11 protein-coding genes, 1 other RNA gene and 1 pseudogene are annotated in these 17308 nt (G+C 34.4%); 5 read left to right on the top strand and 8 right to left on the bottom strand.

Annotation, left to right across the window (positions count from 1 at the left end; translation table 11 throughout):
* Positions 1-318 precede the first annotated feature (318 nt).
* Together ACQKOF_RS16480 and ACQKOF_RS16475 are read left to right on the top strand one after the other, a co-directional pair.
* A complete protein-coding gene (locus ACQKOF_RS16480) occupies positions 319-2379 on the top strand; it encodes a RecQ family ATP-dependent DNA helicase (protein ID WP_427559219.1) in 2061 nt (686 codons plus the stop codon).
* 14 nt (positions 2380-2393) lie between these two features.
* Complete coding sequence (locus ACQKOF_RS16475; RefSeq protein WP_427559216.1) at positions 2394-3521, top strand: DNA-processing protein DprA; 1128 nt, start codon at positions 2394-2396, stop codon at positions 3519-3521.
* Between the two features lie 737 nt (positions 3522-4258).
* Here the strand turns inward: ACQKOF_RS16475 and ACQKOF_RS16470 are convergent.
* From ACQKOF_RS16470 to ACQKOF_RS16455, 4 genes and pseudogenes are all read right to left on the bottom strand, one after another.
* On the bottom strand, positions 4259-6352 hold the full coding sequence (locus ACQKOF_RS16470; RefSeq protein WP_427559213.1) for a hypothetical protein: 2094 nt from the start codon (positions 6350-6352) through the stop codon (positions 4259-4261).
* A gap of 2 nt (positions 6353-6354) precedes the next feature.
* Entirely contained in the window at positions 6355-7002 is a 648-nt protein-coding gene (locus tag ACQKOF_RS16465) for a hypothetical protein (RefSeq protein ID WP_427559211.1), read from the bottom strand.
* A 7-nt stretch (positions 7003-7009) separates the two neighbouring features.
* On the bottom strand, positions 7010-8545 hold the full coding sequence (locus ACQKOF_RS16460) for a hypothetical protein (RefSeq protein WP_427559208.1): 1536 nt from the start codon (positions 8543-8545) through the stop codon (positions 7010-7012).
* Between the two features lie 255 nt (positions 8546-8800).
* A pseudogene (locus tag ACQKOF_RS16455) lies at positions 8801-9202 on the bottom strand (group II intron maturase-specific domain-containing protein); the annotation flags it as partial.
* Between the two features lie 520 nt (positions 9203-9722).
* Here ACQKOF_RS16455 and ACQKOF_RS16450 point away from each other — a divergent pair.
* The 3 genes from ACQKOF_RS16450 to ACQKOF_RS16440 all read left to right on the top strand — a co-directional run bounded on the left by ACQKOF_RS16450 (position 9723) and on the right by ACQKOF_RS16440 (position 12361).
* Positions 9723-10922 (top strand): DNA primase family protein, encoded by a 1200-nt coding sequence (locus ACQKOF_RS16450; protein ID WP_427559206.1) that lies wholly within the window; start codon positions 9723-9725, stop codon positions 10920-10922.
* Positions 10912-11091 (top strand): helix-turn-helix domain-containing protein, encoded by a 180-nt coding sequence (locus ACQKOF_RS16445; protein ID WP_427559203.1) that lies wholly within the window; start codon positions 10912-10914, stop codon positions 11089-11091. Before ACQKOF_RS16450 ends, ACQKOF_RS16445 begins: the two co-directional genes overlap by 11 nt.
* Positions 11092-11194: 103 nt before the next feature.
* The gene (locus tag ACQKOF_RS16440) at positions 11195-12361 is read left to right on the top strand and encodes a tyrosine-type recombinase/integrase (RefSeq protein ID WP_427559199.1); all 1167 of its coding nucleotides are present in this window, start codon (positions 11195-11197) and stop codon (positions 12359-12361) included.
* Between the two features lie 133 nt (positions 12362-12494).
* Here ACQKOF_RS16440 and ssrA read toward each other — a convergent pair.
* The 4 genes from ssrA to rnr all read right to left on the bottom strand — a co-directional run bounded on the left by ssrA (position 12495) and on the right by rnr (position 17291).
* Positions 12495-12850, bottom strand: a transfer-messenger RNA (tmRNA) gene (ssrA, locus tag ACQKOF_RS16435).
* A 187-nt stretch (positions 12851-13037) separates the two neighbouring features.
* Positions 13038-13766, bottom strand: a complete 729-nt coding sequence (locus tag ACQKOF_RS16430; protein ID WP_427559196.1) for a hypothetical protein — start codon at positions 13764-13766, stop codon at positions 13038-13040.
* Positions 13767-13925: 159 nt separating this feature from the next.
* Entirely contained in the window at positions 13926-14393 is a 468-nt protein-coding gene (gene smpB, locus ACQKOF_RS16425; protein ID WP_427559193.1) for an SsrA-binding protein SmpB, read from the bottom strand.
* A gap of 318 nt (positions 14394-14711) precedes the next feature.
* Positions 14712-17291 carry a ribonuclease R gene (gene rnr / locus ACQKOF_RS16420; protein ID WP_427559190.1) on the bottom strand — a complete coding sequence of 860 codons (2580 nt, stop codon included), beginning with the start codon at positions 17289-17291 and terminating at the stop codon, positions 14712-14714.
* Positions 17292-17308 lie beyond the last annotated feature (17 nt).

Genomic DNA, 17308 nt, shown 5'->3' with positions numbered 1-17308 from the left:
CATAAAATATGTTGCTAGTCTAGAAATAATCGTTGCTATAAATGGTTTCGAAAAACTTCAGTAATCTCAAAAATGGTAGTCTTTCTTGCAGTCTTGTTCATTTACACAAAATGACTAATTCTCTCAATTTACTTTTATACTCACTCAAATTCCCTCTTAGAATAACCTATCATTTATAGAGTAAAAAAATCCTTACTGCACTTAAAATTCTTATAAATTATACAAAAATAAATTTTCCGAGGTTATAATTACCTTTAAATTAACAAAATTTGTTATAATTTTAAGTGATTTGAATCAATATAACTAGGAGGGCAAAATATGCCGATTTTAAAGACTAAATTAACTGAAGTTTTTGGAGATCAAGCTACCTTTAGGGATGAATTTCAGCAATTAGCAGTACGAAAAGTGATTAATAAAGAACGAGTATTGGTTGTACAAAAAACTGGTTGGGGAAAAAGTCTTGTATATTTCTTGGCCACAAAAATACTCCGTCAGCGTGGGGAGGGTGTGACCATCATTATTAGTCCACTCTTATCCCTAGCACGAAATCAAATAGAAAGCACAGCAAAGTATAATATTACAGCTGAAAGTATAAATGGTCAGCAAAATAAAACACAAGCTGAGCGCATAGAAGTTATTAATCGTTGTAATAGTGGTCAATGTGATGTTTTATTCATTACACCTGAACAATTACAAAAAGAAGAATTCATTCGATTACTTAGTCAATTAAGAATCGCTTTATTTGTAGTAGATGAAGCCCATTGTATTTCAGACTGGGGGCATGATTTTAGACCAGATTATAGAAGAATCAAACAGTTATTAGATAGTTTGCCTAGCAATATTGGAGTTCTTGCAACAACAGCAACAGCAAACAATCGTGTTATTCAAGACGTTGCTAAACAGCTAGGTGATTGTGAAGTAATACGTGGTCCTTTACAAAGAAAGTCTTTAAAGCTACATAAAATTCATTTACCTACAACAGAACTAAAGTATTCTTGGATTTCAAAAAACATCGCTTCTTTTCCTGGATCTGGAATAATTTATGCAACAACAATTAAAGAATGTGAACGTCTAGCACAGTGGTTACAATCAAATCAAATTGCTGCTTATCCGTATCATAGTGGTCTTAGCGAAGATGTAAAAGTTGAACTTGAACAAAAGCTAATTAATAATGAACTAAAAGTTCTCGTCTCAACCATTGCCTTAGGTATGGGATTTGATAAAGACGATATTAGCTTTGTCATACATTACTACACGCCAAAGTCTATGATTGAATATTATCAACAGATAGGACGGGCAGGTCGTAATATTCGCGACTCCTACTGTATTCTTTTATATGGAGGCGAGGAAGAAACAAGTATCAATGAATATTTCATTTATAATTCTTTCCCCAAACAAGAAGATATCGAGCAAGTACTTTCTTACTTAAATACTTGCAACGAGGCTAAAATAAGTGATTTATCCGCAAATATTAACATTAAAAGCGGAATATTAAAGCAAATATTAAAACTTTTATCTATCGAGGGTATTATAGCGAAAGACGGCAGTAATTATTATCGAACACCTAAACAATATTTTTCACAAGAAAATTATTATGAATCTGTTATTCAAATGAAAATAAAGGAATACAATGAGCTTTTAGCATATCAAAATGACCATGGGTGTCTGATGCAGTTTATCACTAAATCTTTAGATGATCCTTTTTCAAAACCTTGTGGACAATGTAGCAACTGTTTAAATCCATGGACTCACACTATCGATACTGTTACAACTATTGAAAAAGATAAGGTTCAGGATTTCTTTAATAATCAATTTATTTTAATTGAACCACGTAAAAAATCAGTCCTTCCAGGTCATGGAAATCTTGCTTATGTATCCGAAACGGGAATTGCTTTAAGTTACTACCATGAAGAATTAGGACAAGAAGCCCGAAGAGGTAAATATATCAATGAAGCTTTTTCAAATATTTTAATCGAAGCTTCTTCAAAAAAATTGAAAACTTACTTTTATAAAAACAAATTGAATTGGGATGATGTAGTTATTGTACCAATTCCATCTAACCGCAGATCATTACTTGTTCCACAGTTTGCACAATCGCTAGCTAAAGCATTAAAATGTGAGTATGCGCACATTTTAGCAAAGAAGCCAGATGAACCTGAACAAAAAGCATTTTTAAATACTCAACATCAAGAAGCCAATATTCGAAACTATCTATATATTAATAGTCAGATTGATTTATCAAATAAACACATTCTTTTAGTAGATGATTTCGTAGATTCTAAATGGACATTTGCAATTGGCGCTGAAATGATAGCCACTAACTATAATAATGTCAAAGTTACACCATTTGCAATTTCTGATACTAGTGGTAGTGACTAAGAAAGGAGTTATTTATGCCTTTTTCAAATAATGAGCTAGCAACATATTTATTTTGCGCCCTACTTCCACATACCAAAACTACAGCATTTACAATTCTTGAATGGAATGCAACTGTGAAATCTTTAGCACAAAATAATTTAGAACCTGAGTTTCTATTAAACTGTAGCCCTAGTGAACTAATGAACGTATTAACTGAAGCAACAACTTCTCAAAAAACAAAAATCATTAAAAAAGTTGAGCAACGTCAAAAACTTGGCTTTTCGATGATCGAATTAGAGGAAGCCTTAAATCAAGGATACAATGTAGTATTTCGTTCTTATATGCCAAAACGTTTAAAAAAATTATCACTTAATCAAAGACCAGCTTTTTACTATTATATAGGTGATTTAAACATTTTGAATTCACCTCATGCTTTAAGTGTCGTTGGAGCTAGAGATGCTTTACCAGAAGAATTAAACAATGTAGAAAATATTTGTGAAGATGCGGCCAATAATGATGTCCTAGTCATTTCCGGTGGTGCTCGAGGAGTTGATAGTACCGCTACTAACGCTGCTTTAAAAGCTGGTGGCAAAGCTGTTATTTTCCCTTCAGACGGCCTGTCTCAATGGAGTAGAAATAAAGAAGTTCGCCAGTATATTCAAAATGGACAATTACTTATTATGTCTACACAGCCTATAAATGCACGTTTTACAGGTCCCTATGCAATGCAACGAAATAAATTTATACACTCTACAGGAGATGTAACTTTAGTAGCTTCAGCAAAAATTTCAGGCACAAAAAAAAGCGGCACTTGGGAAGGTGTTCTAGAAAACCTTAAATTTAAATGGTCATCACTATACGTTATTGGTAGTAGTGAAGGTGTTGAAAAACTAAAAAGTGAAAACAGTTCTGTAGAATTTAATAGTATAAAGGAAGTATTTTTCTCCACTACTAAGCTATCCAATATACTAGAAAATCAACTCCATACGCTATTCATCAATGCCTTATCTGCTGGTATTGATAAAGCAATGATAGAAAAAATCACTTTGAATGAAATTAGAAAAATAATGGATGACATCGAAAAGAAAACTGAAGTTAAAAAGTCTAGCAAAAAAGATGATCATACCGTTAAAAAACAGATGTCTATATTTGAAAATATGTAATACAAGTACCTCTACACTTTTTTATAGTGTAGGGGCTTTTTTCAAACTATCTAAATCGAACTCCTTAAACTTTTTTCATAGTATGTAATATCTTTTACAAGCTCTAAAACAATTAATCCGATAATTTATGTCTGTAAATCATCTGATTAATTAGCAGTATTTTATCTAAAAATCACAGAACCTTCATGATACTTCAAATAATCATAACTGAAATTTTAATACGAACCCCTTCATGCAACGAATATTCATCTAATCAAAACGGCACTTTCCATACAATTTGGAAAGTGCCGTTTCTGTTTTTCACAAAAAACACATTTAATTATGATACTCTTCACCATAGTTATCTAAGAGGCATAAAGTATGGGCTATGGTAGCCAATGTTTTTAGATCAATTTGTATTTGATTAATAAACAGATAACATACACACCTAATCATAACTTCAAAATTCGCTATTTTCTCCCATTATTGTAATCAACGTTATTCTAATTTCAATATTAATTAGTTAAAATCAAACGGACAATATCAGTTATTAACTAAGCAATCCTCGTTTTTGGCTCCAATAATGGAATAAACGTAACAGAAGCTACCTATATCGGGACTGCTGCGTTTAAACTTTACGAAATATAAAAAATACATACTCCATTTTTTTACTAGAATCAATTTAAACGTAACTTTTCCTGATAATATCTTTCAACTTACATTCTTATTTATGACTTTGATTTACTTCACATTTAAATTTACTCTTCAATAATCTCTTTAATTAATTTATTATCTACTTTGTTTAAATACAACCTAATATCTTCTTTTTTTATATTTCCTTCTTCTGAGGAAGCTACAATTATTTGTAATTGTTTAGGATATTCTTTTTTTAATAGGTATAATTCATTTAAAAATTGGTTGAACGTATCCAAATCTAAATTTTGCTGTCTTGGTTCATCTAATATTAATAGGTATGGATGATTTGCGGAATTATAATATATTAAACCAGTCTTCAATAAAGCCAAATAATAAGACAAAATAATTCTTATTAATCCACTACTTGAAGTAATGTTGTACAGATTGACTCCATCAATTTTGGGATAATAGTCTTCTCTATCTATCTTTATTTGTTCGTATATTCGAGTTATAACGGATATATCCTTATCCTTTTTTCCTTTTTCCTTAATTGACTTATCTAAATTATCTACTTTAGAAGTATCAAAACCATCTTTTAGAAAATCTAATTTAAAGAGAATATCTTTGAATTCCTTTTCAAAGGTTTCAAGTTTTTCTTTATCTAAATCCTCACTTGCTTTTGCATCTTTAATACTCTTTTTCAACTCTTTTATTTTAGTAGCAATATTATCTTTTTCATTAGCAATATTTTCATATTTTCTCAAAACTTCTTTATCTTTCTCTAATTCTTTAATGCTATTTTCTATTCGACCAACTTCTCTTGAAAAGAAATTATATTGTTCCATACTTTGCGGTTTTAGTTGGTTTTCATAACTGTCCATTGTTTTTCTCAACTCTTTTAATTCCAAACGAGCTAAGAACAATTTGTTTGCTATTTCTTTTTTTGCATCTTCCTTCTTCTCCATTAATCTTTTAAAATCTTTTAGTTCATCCAATAGGTATTGCAGAGTTTGGACGGTATTATTTACATTTTTTAATTCCGAACCACATAAATCACAACATCCAGAAGTCAATTCTTCTTTTTCCTGGATTTTTATGCCATTTAAGCATCTTGGACATGTCTCAATAGGTAAAATTCCAATTAATTTTTTTGCAGTTTTAAGCTTATCATTTTTCTCAATATCCGATTCAATTTTGGTTATGTAATACTGATATTGGGATATTTCAGCTTCCAGTAATTCTATCGATTCTTCATGTCTCTTGGCTACCATAGTAATATGACGATATTTAGAGCGGATTTCTTTTAGGACATTATCGACTAAATGATTTCCTTTTTCCAATTCTGAAATGTTCTTTTGAAGGTCAATTACTTCGTTTTTCTTATCTATAATTTCTTGATCTATTTGTTTTGATTCGACGTGAGACAATAATTGCACTACTTCTTGTAAATCCTTTAAAGAATTCATCTTTTGCCTTAATTGTGAATTATAAAATTCTAATGAATGTCTATACTTTGCAACATCCGTACAAGAAAGGGCTAGTAAAAATTCAAATGCTGTTTTCTTTATATCTGCAATTTCATACTTTGGATTTGTCGCCTGAATATCAGTCCAAGCTTCTTGCGATACAACAAAAAGGGGTAATAAGTTTTGAATATAAAAAATTAATCGCTCATCTTCACTTTCAGTATCTTCCACTAAATCTTCGCTTACTTTACGAATTGGTTCCATATCTAAAAAAGAAAATAAAAACTCTTGATATGTTAAATTTCCAACTATATTTTTATCTTTGTTAATTTTATAAAAATCTTTTTCAATTGCACGATCATCTAATGTCATCCCTGTATCATGCTCTTCTAATGAAACATTTTTAAAAATAATAACTGGTTCGTTATTCTCAATAGCATCTCTTAATACGACAACCCGCTTTCCATTACTTTGTAATTGTAAATAAATTTCAGCATGTTCGAGTTTTTCATTCATAAATTTCTTTAATAACAATTTAAAATTGATAATTTCTCTTTGCTTCTTTCCATAAATGGCTTCACCATTTAGGCCATATACAATACTTTCGACAAGTGTAGATTTCCCCAAGGTATTCTTACCAAAAATCATATTAACTTCACTTATTTCGTTATCCACCAAAAAGTTAAGGTAACGGCCATACTTATTACCGCTCTCAGCTATAATTCTTATTTTTACTGCTTCAATAAACACTTCTACTCACCTTCAATTCCAAGTATTAATGATGGAAAATGCTTTCTTATATATGCATCTATTCTTTCATTTGTTGCATTTTTAGGAAAGATAGCATTAATTATTTCCATCCTATCTACCCAAACAGGTTCTTCTTCTATTATTTGATCTGAAATTTGAATTCCAAGTTCTGTTAAAGTTAAGCACATTGCTTTTTTACTTTTATTGAAATTATTAAATTCAACTTTAATCAAACTTTTGCTCACCATATAATTCAAAATTGCATCATAGCGATGGTCCCAAGGTCCTCGAATATATTTAATCATTGGCGAAAGCGCTCTTTCCGTTTCAAATGATTTAAGTTTTAAATTATCTAACAGCTTGGGTTTTCTTTCAATATCAATGACTCGTTTTAAATAAAAAGGATATCGGATGAGAAAGTCAAAGAACGAAAACTTCCCTCTTCCATATATGGTGAAGTGACTAAAAAATGGTTCATTAATAATGCCGCATATTCGAATCAAAAGTAAAATTCTATAGGCATGAAAATCATAATCGTCATCAGGTTGAATATATTCCTTTTGTTCATCTAATGGTGCTGTTTCCATAACTACTTCATTTTTAATTAATATATCAAAAAAATCCTCCGTCGAACTTTCCTTTTTCTCCATAATTCCCTTACCCTTCCCTATGCCATCTTAAGAAGCACTTCGCAGCCATATGAAACATTTGACCATGTACGACATCAATGTCCACAACAAACTTCTTAATTTTTACTAGTTTATTAAATTCCTCTAAGGCTAATTTAAGTTCCTTTTTGAATTTAAGATAAAATATTGCTGAAGTAATTTGATTATCCATTTGTAACTCTAAAACAGCATCATTACAAATATCTTCTACTTTCTTCTCTAGTTTTTTAATTTCATAATACTCTCGATGGAAATTTTGAAAACCAAGCCTTTGTAAATACAGCAAGTACCTACATCTCAATTCAGTGGCTGTCTGTAGCAAATTATTTCTGCTCTCTTCATCAATTCCTTCAATTTTATGAAATTTCATCTCTAGCTTACTTTGTTCCTCATTATTTTCTTGTTTGATAAATTCTTCTACTTCTTCAGGTTCGACTATCGGCATCTCAAACAAATGATACTCTGCATCACTTGAAGTAGATTGAAGCTGATGTTCAAGTCGTACTCCCAAAGAATCTATATCTTGTCTAATTCTATTTTCAGATTCAGAAATATTTTGATTAACTTCAGAAAATCCTTGATTTATTTTTATCCCAAGTATGTCAAACTCTTTTAATACTTCCTTATCAATGCCTAAGCGAACAACATCATCTGTTTCACTGAGAATGCTTCCTAATAATTTATTATCAAGATACCTTTGCTCTCTTTTTTCTTTTACAGCTTTGAAATTAATCTCCGTAAGTAATCTAGCGAAATATATATCTACTCTACTCTCATCTGTCGATAATGTTTTTAATGCATCATGCACCTGTTGTCTTAACACTTCAATAGATTGAACAGCATCTATACTTTCAAATATCCATGTTATCCGATTTGTAAAGTCTTCCATAATTTTATCATCATCAATTTTGCCCTCAAAAGTTATCGAAAGATTCTGAAGAACATTAAGTTCTTTATTCAGATTCTCAATTTCTATTAGCACTTCTCCACTTTCTGAAGTTGCATTTTTAATTTTCTCATGACGTGTTTCTATCTTCTTTTGAATCGCATTTTCCATAGATTCTTTTTCATCAACAAAAACTTCAAGTAATATTTCCTTTGTCTTAGAAATACAGAGTTTTTGTATTTCTTGATTTGCATCTAAGTCTCCTTGGTGTTCCATCCACTTTTCAATAACAGTATCTCGTTTTGAGATATGTGTGTTTGTTTCAAATACATACTCCCCTTCATATCCTTCGTAAATCATATGCAAGAGAAAATAATTATAAAAAGACTTTTTTATCTCCTCACTATTTATATTCAAAGCCGATGAATAACATTTCAATTGGGTGAACCTGACTGTCTGTTCTATTAAATTAATTTCCTTTATGTCATCGTCCACTTCACAATATATGGTAATATCCCTCTTTTTTTTATAATTATCCAACCAAAGCAGCAACGTTTTTAGATACTGATAAACAAAACCTCTATTAGAACCAGGAGCATCTGTATCCTTTTTGAAAATGATTAATTCGTTAGTAGCCATCTTTTATATTTCCCCCACCCAGCACCTGTTAAAATATATATATTTCCCCAAATATTTTAACATACAATGACAAACTATTACTTCTATTCCTTTTCAAATATCGAAAATTGTTTAAATATGATGATAAAACTGATTGACAAATAGCATACTTCTCTATTTACTCAACATTATGACTCCATTAATCGAGTAGGAGGAGGTGATTAACCTCCGTCCTCTCCTACCACCGTACATACGGATCCGTATACGGCGGTTCAATTAAGATGAATAACGCAAAGTTTCGTAACGAGCTTGCAGACTTTTCAGCCCTTGGCTCTCCCAATAGGAATTGCCGAGGGTTCTGTGTAATATGGGGCTTTTTGAAATGCGCCAGTACCCTTTTCGGGTATTTCCCCATTCGTATGCTTTTCCGTATGGAACTTTTAAACGAATGAGATTTCTGACTCTGGTTCGGGGTTTCTTCCAATTCTTCCAAAGACACATTCGCAACCTCCTTTTAATCCAACTGTCTAATCTGCTGAATATTGAAGGTGTATCTGCGAGCGCAAAGTATCCACACCATCCAATTAGATATTGGTTTAATTTCTTGATACGGTATTCCATTGGAAATGGCATCTTTCTAGAGGTAATTTCTCGTATTTTCTTTTTCATTCGTTGAAGGCCCGTTAAATCAATTTCTCAAGTTTACAACGGGAATACTTTAAATAAACTCTATTATAATAGAGCTTTATTACTAAATTTATTACCGATCGAGTTATCAGAGAATTTACGAACATTATTTGATAAGAAAATTTCAATATCTGAGGAAACTTTAAATGAGTAAAAAGATCGAGTTTGATAACAGATATTTTACTGAGGAATTCGTATCTATACCTCTTGAGGTACAGAAAGATTTACATTTATTTTCAGAACCGGTTATTCTTCAACCTCCAGATATATCAGATAACCTCCCCTTATTTAATGAGAATCTCTGTTATTTGGACGGACTGAATTCTAATGATCAAATTAAATCTGAAAAACTAAATGTAAATCCGAATTCGTTAAGACCGAAGAATATTTCGGATCCTGACACTAATAAGAAATCTGCACGAACTATTTCAAATTCAGATATAGCTGACCTTTTTTAGAGAATTTTCGATTCAAGTTATATCAAGATGTTCTTTATGTTTGGAATCAAAGCATGTCTTACTATATAAGATTTGAACATATTGCTGATAAATTTATTCGTCAAAATGTCCCCGCAGACATCAAGGGTAAAATATCAAAAAATACTATCATTGAAATTATTCAATGGATTAAATCATCCCCAAATATAGAGATTGATGAAGATAGTATTCACCGTAAACTATCCTATGTCTGCTTTAATAATTATATTTTCGATTTTCAGAACAATATCAAAATTCAACACGATCCAAATATATTTTTCACATCAAAGATTCATGCTGATTATAAAATGAATCCCAATTATGGCGAAATTTTTGAAAAATTCCTGAAAGATATTACTAAATGTGATATGAAAATATATTATCGAATCCAAGAACTCTTTGGTTACGTTATTTCTGAAATTAGAAATATAAAATGTTTACCTATATTATACGGACCAAAAGATACCGGAAAATCAATTATCTTAAAACTGTTAGAAAAGTTGATTGGAGAGAAACACGTTTCTAACTATAGTTTCGAACAACTAACTAAAGATGATTTCTTATCTAATTTAATCGGTAAAAGGATGAATACATGCGGTGAAGTTTCTGATATTACACTTACTAGATTAGATTCTTTAAAAAAGCTCACTGGAAACGATCGATTTTCTACACGTCAACTTTATGGACAACCTTTTGAAATGGTTAATGAAGCAGCCATTATATTTGCTGGAAATCAGCTACCTACAATTAAAAAATATCATGAAACAAAAGCTTTCATTGAAAGGTTAGTAATTATTCCATTTTTAAATCCCATACCTAGAGAAAAACAGGATACAGAGTTAATTAACAAATTGTTACTTGAACTTGATTACATTGCCCAATGGTCAGTTATAGGGTTAAAAAGATGGGTTAAAAATAATCATATTTTCACCAAAATTGATATTGAAGAATCAATAATAGAAACATATTATCCATCTAAAAATAGTTTTGTTAAATTTATTGAGCAAAATTGTATTCAACACCCAGATGGAAGAATTTATAAAAGGAATTTAGAAAAATATTACGAAAAATATTGTATACAAAATCAAATTAAACCCGTTCTAAAAAAAGATAGAGAGATTTACCTTTTAGAATTAGGTATAGTATCTTCTAAATTCCGACTAAATAATGATTCTACCCCTAGACATGGTTATAAAGGTATCGCACTTAGAAAGGAAGTTATTGATGCAAATTAATTCAGATAAAATGTGGTTATCACTTAAAGAAGCTGCCAAGTATGCCGGCGTTTCCTATAACACCTTCATCAAATTCCGCCACAGAGGCTTAAAAGTTTTTGAACTAGAAGGTATTAAACGAGTTTCAAAAAAAGAAATAGATCGTTTTTTAGAAGAATATAGTTTTTAAGATGTTTTGAGAGGATTTTTCCACAGTTAAATTATATATTATAACTGTGAGGATCAATCCTCTCTTTATATCTTGCCCCCGCAACGATATTAGGAGGATCACTATGACTAAAAACAATTCTTCACCCATCAAAAGTTATCAAAACAAAGATGGTAAAACGTTATATAAGTTCCAAGTTTATTTAGGTGTAGACGAGCTTACAGGTAAAGCTCGCAGTACTACCCGTAGAGGTTTTAAAACGAAAAAAGAAGCTGAGCTTGCTTTAGCACGTATCAAACTTCAAGTCTCTGAAGGCACTTACAAACAAAAAAGCGCGGAGACATATCAGGAAGTATATGATCTTTGGATCACTCAATACGAAAAAACTGTTGAAGAAAGTACATTTGTTAAAACAGTCGGCTACTTTAAAAATCATATCTTACCTTCTATGGGAAGTTATCGTATCGAGAAAATTACGATTGCTATTTGTCAAAAACATTACAATGAATGGGCATCAAAGGTTAAAAAGGCTCGTACGATTAAATCTTATGCTAAAAAAGTATTGGATTTCGCTATTGTGCATGGCTTTATTCAAACGAATCCCTTCACTCATGTTGAGACAAAAATTAAGAAAACCTTTATGGAGAGTGCTGAAGATGAAAATGAAAACTTTTATACGAAGGAAGAGTTAATTTCATTTTTAGAGAAAGCAAAAGATCACCTCAACTATAACGCATATGCGCTATTCCGTTTAATCGCTTATACAGGCATGCGTAAAAGCGAGGCATTAGCTTTAACATGGAATGATGTGAACTTTGTGGAAAGCGAGATAACTATTAATAAAGCTATCGGACGTGGTAAACAAACGCAGCTTTATTTGAAAACTACTAAGACTGGTAAACCTCGTACGATCAAATTAGATGAAACAACTTTATCGATTTTGAAAGAATGGAATAAGCTCCAAAAGCAGCAATATATTAAGTTAGGCATCAATACGCTGAAGAAAAATCAATTGATGTTTAGTAATACAAAAAACGATTTTATACAGCCTGGTCAAGTTCAGAAGTGGATGTATAGTGTTCAAAACAAATACAATTTGAAGAAAGTATCACCACATGGTTTACGTCATACGCACTGCTCACTTTTATTCGAAGCTGGTGCGAGCATTAAAGAAGTTCAAGATCGACTTGGGCATTCTGATGTAAAAACTACTTTAGACATTTATACACACGTCACGAAAAAGGCGAAAGAAGGCGCTATACAGAAGTTTGTTAGCTATTTAGAAGGTTAAGTTTTTGACTTAGTTTTGACTAGAAATTGACTAGATTTGAATGAAATCCATTGAAATCAGATGAAATCAAAAAAGTGTCAAAACCCTTTCATATCAAGGGTTTTGACACTCATTGAAATCATTTGATTCCATAAAATGGAGACGGCGGGAGTCGAACCCGCGTCCAGAAACTCCAATACTTCAGCTTCTACGCGTGTAGTTTGCCTATTTACAATTCACGTAACATTATGCCGACAAACAGGCGTCCTGTACGCTAACCTGGAAATCTCTTGTCGGTGACTCAGGTGGCACCATCGACCGTATCCCACTAAAGTTGGGCCCCACGTTCTCTACATGGGCGATAGAGAGGCAGAGCGCTTACGAGCTTACGCTGCGAAAGCTAAGTTTTGTTGTTTGCCAGTTATTATATAACTTCCGTTGATGACGGAGCCGAGACCTCCGACGCGCGACTAAAGCTTGAACCATCCCTGTCGAATCCGTAACGTCCCCTTGAATATGAATCGAAGCACGTAGCCTCGTTCAAGCAAAGGAGCTAGAATTTCTTCTAGTACGGTGGGAGCTAAAAGTAAGCTTCCATGTAATCTGGCATTCAGTAATACTTATTATAAAACAAATCTTGCTATAGTTCAAGTGTCCCGCTATAGTAGAAAAAATTGGCTAGCTCACAATGATTTTCTTATTTTATCATCTTAAATTTCAAAACTCTTAAAAGCAAAATGAGCTTTCCTAATATGGAATCTGTGAGATAGCCATGAAAGACTTCTACCTCTTGCGCGCCAAAGCCGAGCTTGAATTCATTAATTACCTCCTTGTTCGTTACTGCGCCAAAATCATAGCGTTCGTATCCTCTACTTCGGAACATCATGATATTTTCCCAAAGTAAATAGCGATTGGCGAAGCGGATTTGTTGCTTTAATTCTGGTCTATCCTTGATCCAGATAGCCGTGCCTGTATATAAATTAAAAACGATATCTTCGTCGACAATGTAAAGACGATAGCATAATGCCTCACCTTCATCGTTTTGAAGCTTTGTATAGACGAGTGCGCCTTTTTCGCGCAGTAGCTTTAAGGTTTGCAGATGAAATTTTCGAACGCGATCTGTATTTTTCACTTTGGCGAAGGCGTTGTAAAATTGTTGAAATTCTAATAGCTCTTGATCAGATGGATTTTCTTTTACGATGACTTCGTAGGGCTCTTTCTTGGCGCGGCGAAGCATATAGCGATTCATTTTTGAAAGATTCGCTAATAGGATTTCTTCATCTTGCTGTAGCATTATTTGCAGTGTCTTTTGGGTTTGGAGCGATTGCACAGGTCGCTTTGTTTGATGGTAGCAAACTAGCTTTTTTCTTTCACTTGCATTATTACGTTCCTCGGCAAAATAAATGTGCTCTAAGTTCATAAACATAAATTTTCTTCCTATTATAAGAATGCTGATTTCCTCCTATATATGCGGTAAGTTCTTTATTATATTTTAAAATCTCCGTCCTTTAGAACTCGCCCGCCCTAAGAATTCTATCCGTCCAAATACAAAAGCTCACCATCCAGTGAGCTTTCTAACAATCTATTAATCTTGATTTTTCGCTTTGAATGCACGTTCCATTTCGCGTTTGGCTGCTTTTTTGCGCATGTCGTCGCGTTTGTCGTAATCCTTTTTCCCTTTGCCGACGCCGATTAAGAGCTTGGCGTAGCCGTCTTTAATGTACATTTTTAATGGGACGATTGTGTAGCCGTCACGTTTTACGGCACCAACTAGCTCGCCGATTTGCTTTTTATGAAGCAGTAGCTTGCGGGCGCGCAGTGGGTCATGGTTAAAGCGGTTGCCTTGTTCGAATGAGCTGACATGCATATTATTGATCCATGCTTCACCGTTGCGGATTTGTACGTAGGATTCTTTTAGTTGAACCCTTCCTGCACGGATGGATTTAATTTCTGTGCCTGTTAGCACCATGCCCGCTTCGATTGTCTCTTCAATGAAGTAGTCGTGCCCGGCTTTTTTGTTTTGTGCTAATACTTTTCCAGTACCTTTTGCCATATTATTCACCCTCTTCATCAATTATGCCTCGGCATAATTGCGTCTGGATTCGGCTTTGTGCCTGCACAAAGAATTCCTTTCCGAATCCGTGACATCCGCCGGAGGCTTTAACTTCTTTCAGCGGCTGTTTGGACACCCGCTGAAAAGTAACTTAAATCCGGCATTCATCACACCACCTATAGAGGTAGGAGACTTCTGCTGAAAGAAGTTAAAGGTTAAGCAGGGTTAACCTGCTTTTATGCTTTTATTGATAAAGTGAAAGCACCCGCTTCAAATTGCTTTCAAGCGCTAATTGGTGCCTTCACCTATACTTTTACGTTATTTACGTTTTGATTTTTTCTTTTTGTTTTTCTTGGCGACGCCCTCGTAGAACCTTTGCTTTTGCTTCACGCCTTTTTTAGGGCCTGGGCTTGAGCCATCTTTGCGGCGTCCTCGTGGATCACGGTCGTTTTCACGTCGCTCTCCTTGTCCGCCTCGCCCTTCTTCATTACGACCATTGCGACTGCCACGTCCGCCTCGTTCTTCTTCGTTGCGACCACTGCGACTGCCACGTCCGCCTCGCTCTTCTTCGTTGCGACCACTGCGACTGCCACGTCCGCCTCGCTCTTCTTCGTTGCGGCCACTGCGACTGCCACGTCCGCCTCGCTCTTCTTCGTTGCGGCCACCACTGCGGCCATTACGACCACCTTTGTTGTCGCTATAATTTTTGCGCGCGTGAATCACAGTAGGTGCTGCTTTTCGTGTTCGTCCATAAGACGTTACCATTCCGACGATTTCAAAGTCAATCGATGACTCCTCAATAATAACATTTGCTACACGTACCGTTACTTCATCTCCGATACGGAATTGACGATTTGTACGTTCACCGATCATCATCATTTGACGGTCATCAAAGCGATAGTAGTCATCTGTCATATTGCTAATATGGACAAGTCCTTCAATCGTGTTTGGCAGCTCCACGAAAATCCCGAAGTTTGTAATAGATGAGACGATCCCTTCAAACTCTTCACCAATTTTATCGGACATATATTGTGCTTTTTTCAGTGCATCTGTATCGCGCTCTGCATCGACAGCACGGCGTTCACGTTCTGAAGTATGATCCGCAATTTCATCCATCGCCATACTCCACTGTGCAATTGTTTCTTTTGATGTATCTTTATTAATTAAATACGTACGAATTAAACGATGGACGATTAAGTCCGGATAACGTCGAATCGGTGACGTAAAGTGTGTATAGAAATCGGTTGATAAACCAAAGTGGCCTATACTTTCAGGATAATATTTTGCCTGTTGCATAGAGCGTAGAAGCATCGTTGAAATAACAGGCTCCTCTGGCATGCCTTCAATGGCTTTTATTACATCCTGTAATGCCTTCGGATGTACGGTGTTTCCTGTACCTTTTATTAAAATACCGAAGTTCGTGACAAATTCAAAGAAGCGTTGTAGCTTTTCTGGCTTTGGATCTTCGTGAATACGGTAAAGGAACGGTACATTCATCCAATGGAAATGCTCTGCAATCGTTTCGTTGGCAGCTAGCATGAAATCTTCAATTAATTTCTCCGCTACTGTACGTTCACGTAATTCAATATCTACTGGCCAACCATCTTCGTCCACGATCACTTTAGATTCTTTAAAGTCAAAATCAATAGCACCACGCATTTCACGTTTGGTACGTAAAATGTTAGACAGCTCAGCCATATGTTTAAACATTGGTACTAGTGGCTCATAGCGGGCAATAAGCGCTTCGTCTTGCTCCTCTAAAATTTTGTAAACGTCCCTATATGTCATACGCTCAGTTGTTTTAATGACACTTTGGAATATTTCATGTGAAACTACATTACCATTTGCATCAATAATCATTTCACAAGACAGTACTAGACGGTCAACCTGTGGATTTAATGAACAGATACCATTCGATAGTCGATGCGGAATCATTGGAATAACGCGGTCTGTTAAATAAACACTCGTCGCACGATCATACGCTTCAATATCTATTACAGAGCCTTGTGTCACATAGTAACTAACATCTGCAATATGTACGCCAAGTTTAAAAGTACCGTCTACATTTTTCGTTACGGTAACAGCATCATCCAAGTCCTTCGCATCAGCTCCATCGATTGTCACAATCGTTTCATGGCGTAAATCACGGCGGCCCTCTAAATCTGCCTCTGTAATTTCATCCGGCACTCGTTGCGCAGCAGCAACCACTTCTTCCGGGAATTCAGGTGGAATGTCATGCTTATATAAAATAGAAAGAATATCCACACCTGGGTCATTTTTGTGCCCTAAAATTTTAGTGATATAGCCTGTTGCTGATTTTAAATCCTCTGGCCAAGTAGCGATCTCAACGACAACCTTGTGTCCGTCAACGGCGCCTAACGTATCTCCTTTAGCAATGAAAATGTCCATCGGTAGTTTTTTGTCATCTAACACAACAAAGCCGAAGCCTCGATTTGCTTGGAACGTCCCAACAAAACTCGTTTGTCCACGCTCTACTACCTTTGTCACTGTTCCTTCACGGCGATCACCGAATGATTCCTTTAAAACACGTATTAAAACTATATCGCCGTTAATCGCACCATTTACTTCATGCGGTGGAATGAAGACATCATCCATCCCCTCAATATCAGGTGTCACAAAGCCAAAGCCTTTCGCATGTCCGATAAATTTACCTCGAAGTAAATTCATGCGCTCTGGCAGGCCATAACGATTGGAGCGAGAACGCACAACTAAGCCTTGCCCCTCCATACGTACTAACGTTTTTACTAATTCTTTAAATTCGTCAGCATCCTCAAAGCCGAATAAGTCTTCGATTTCGCCAACTGTTAATGGTTTATAATCTTCTCCACCGAAAAAATCGAGTAAACGACTTTGTAGTGTATCTTTCTGGTCTTTCATAATTTCCCTCCTTCATG

This window comes from Lysinibacillus sp. NPDC093190 (assembly GCF_050280425.1).
In the GTDB taxonomy this organism is placed as follows: Bacteria; Bacillota; Bacilli; order Bacillales_A; family Planococcaceae; genus Lysinibacillus.
This window is presented reverse-complemented; position numbering and strand designations above follow the sequence as displayed.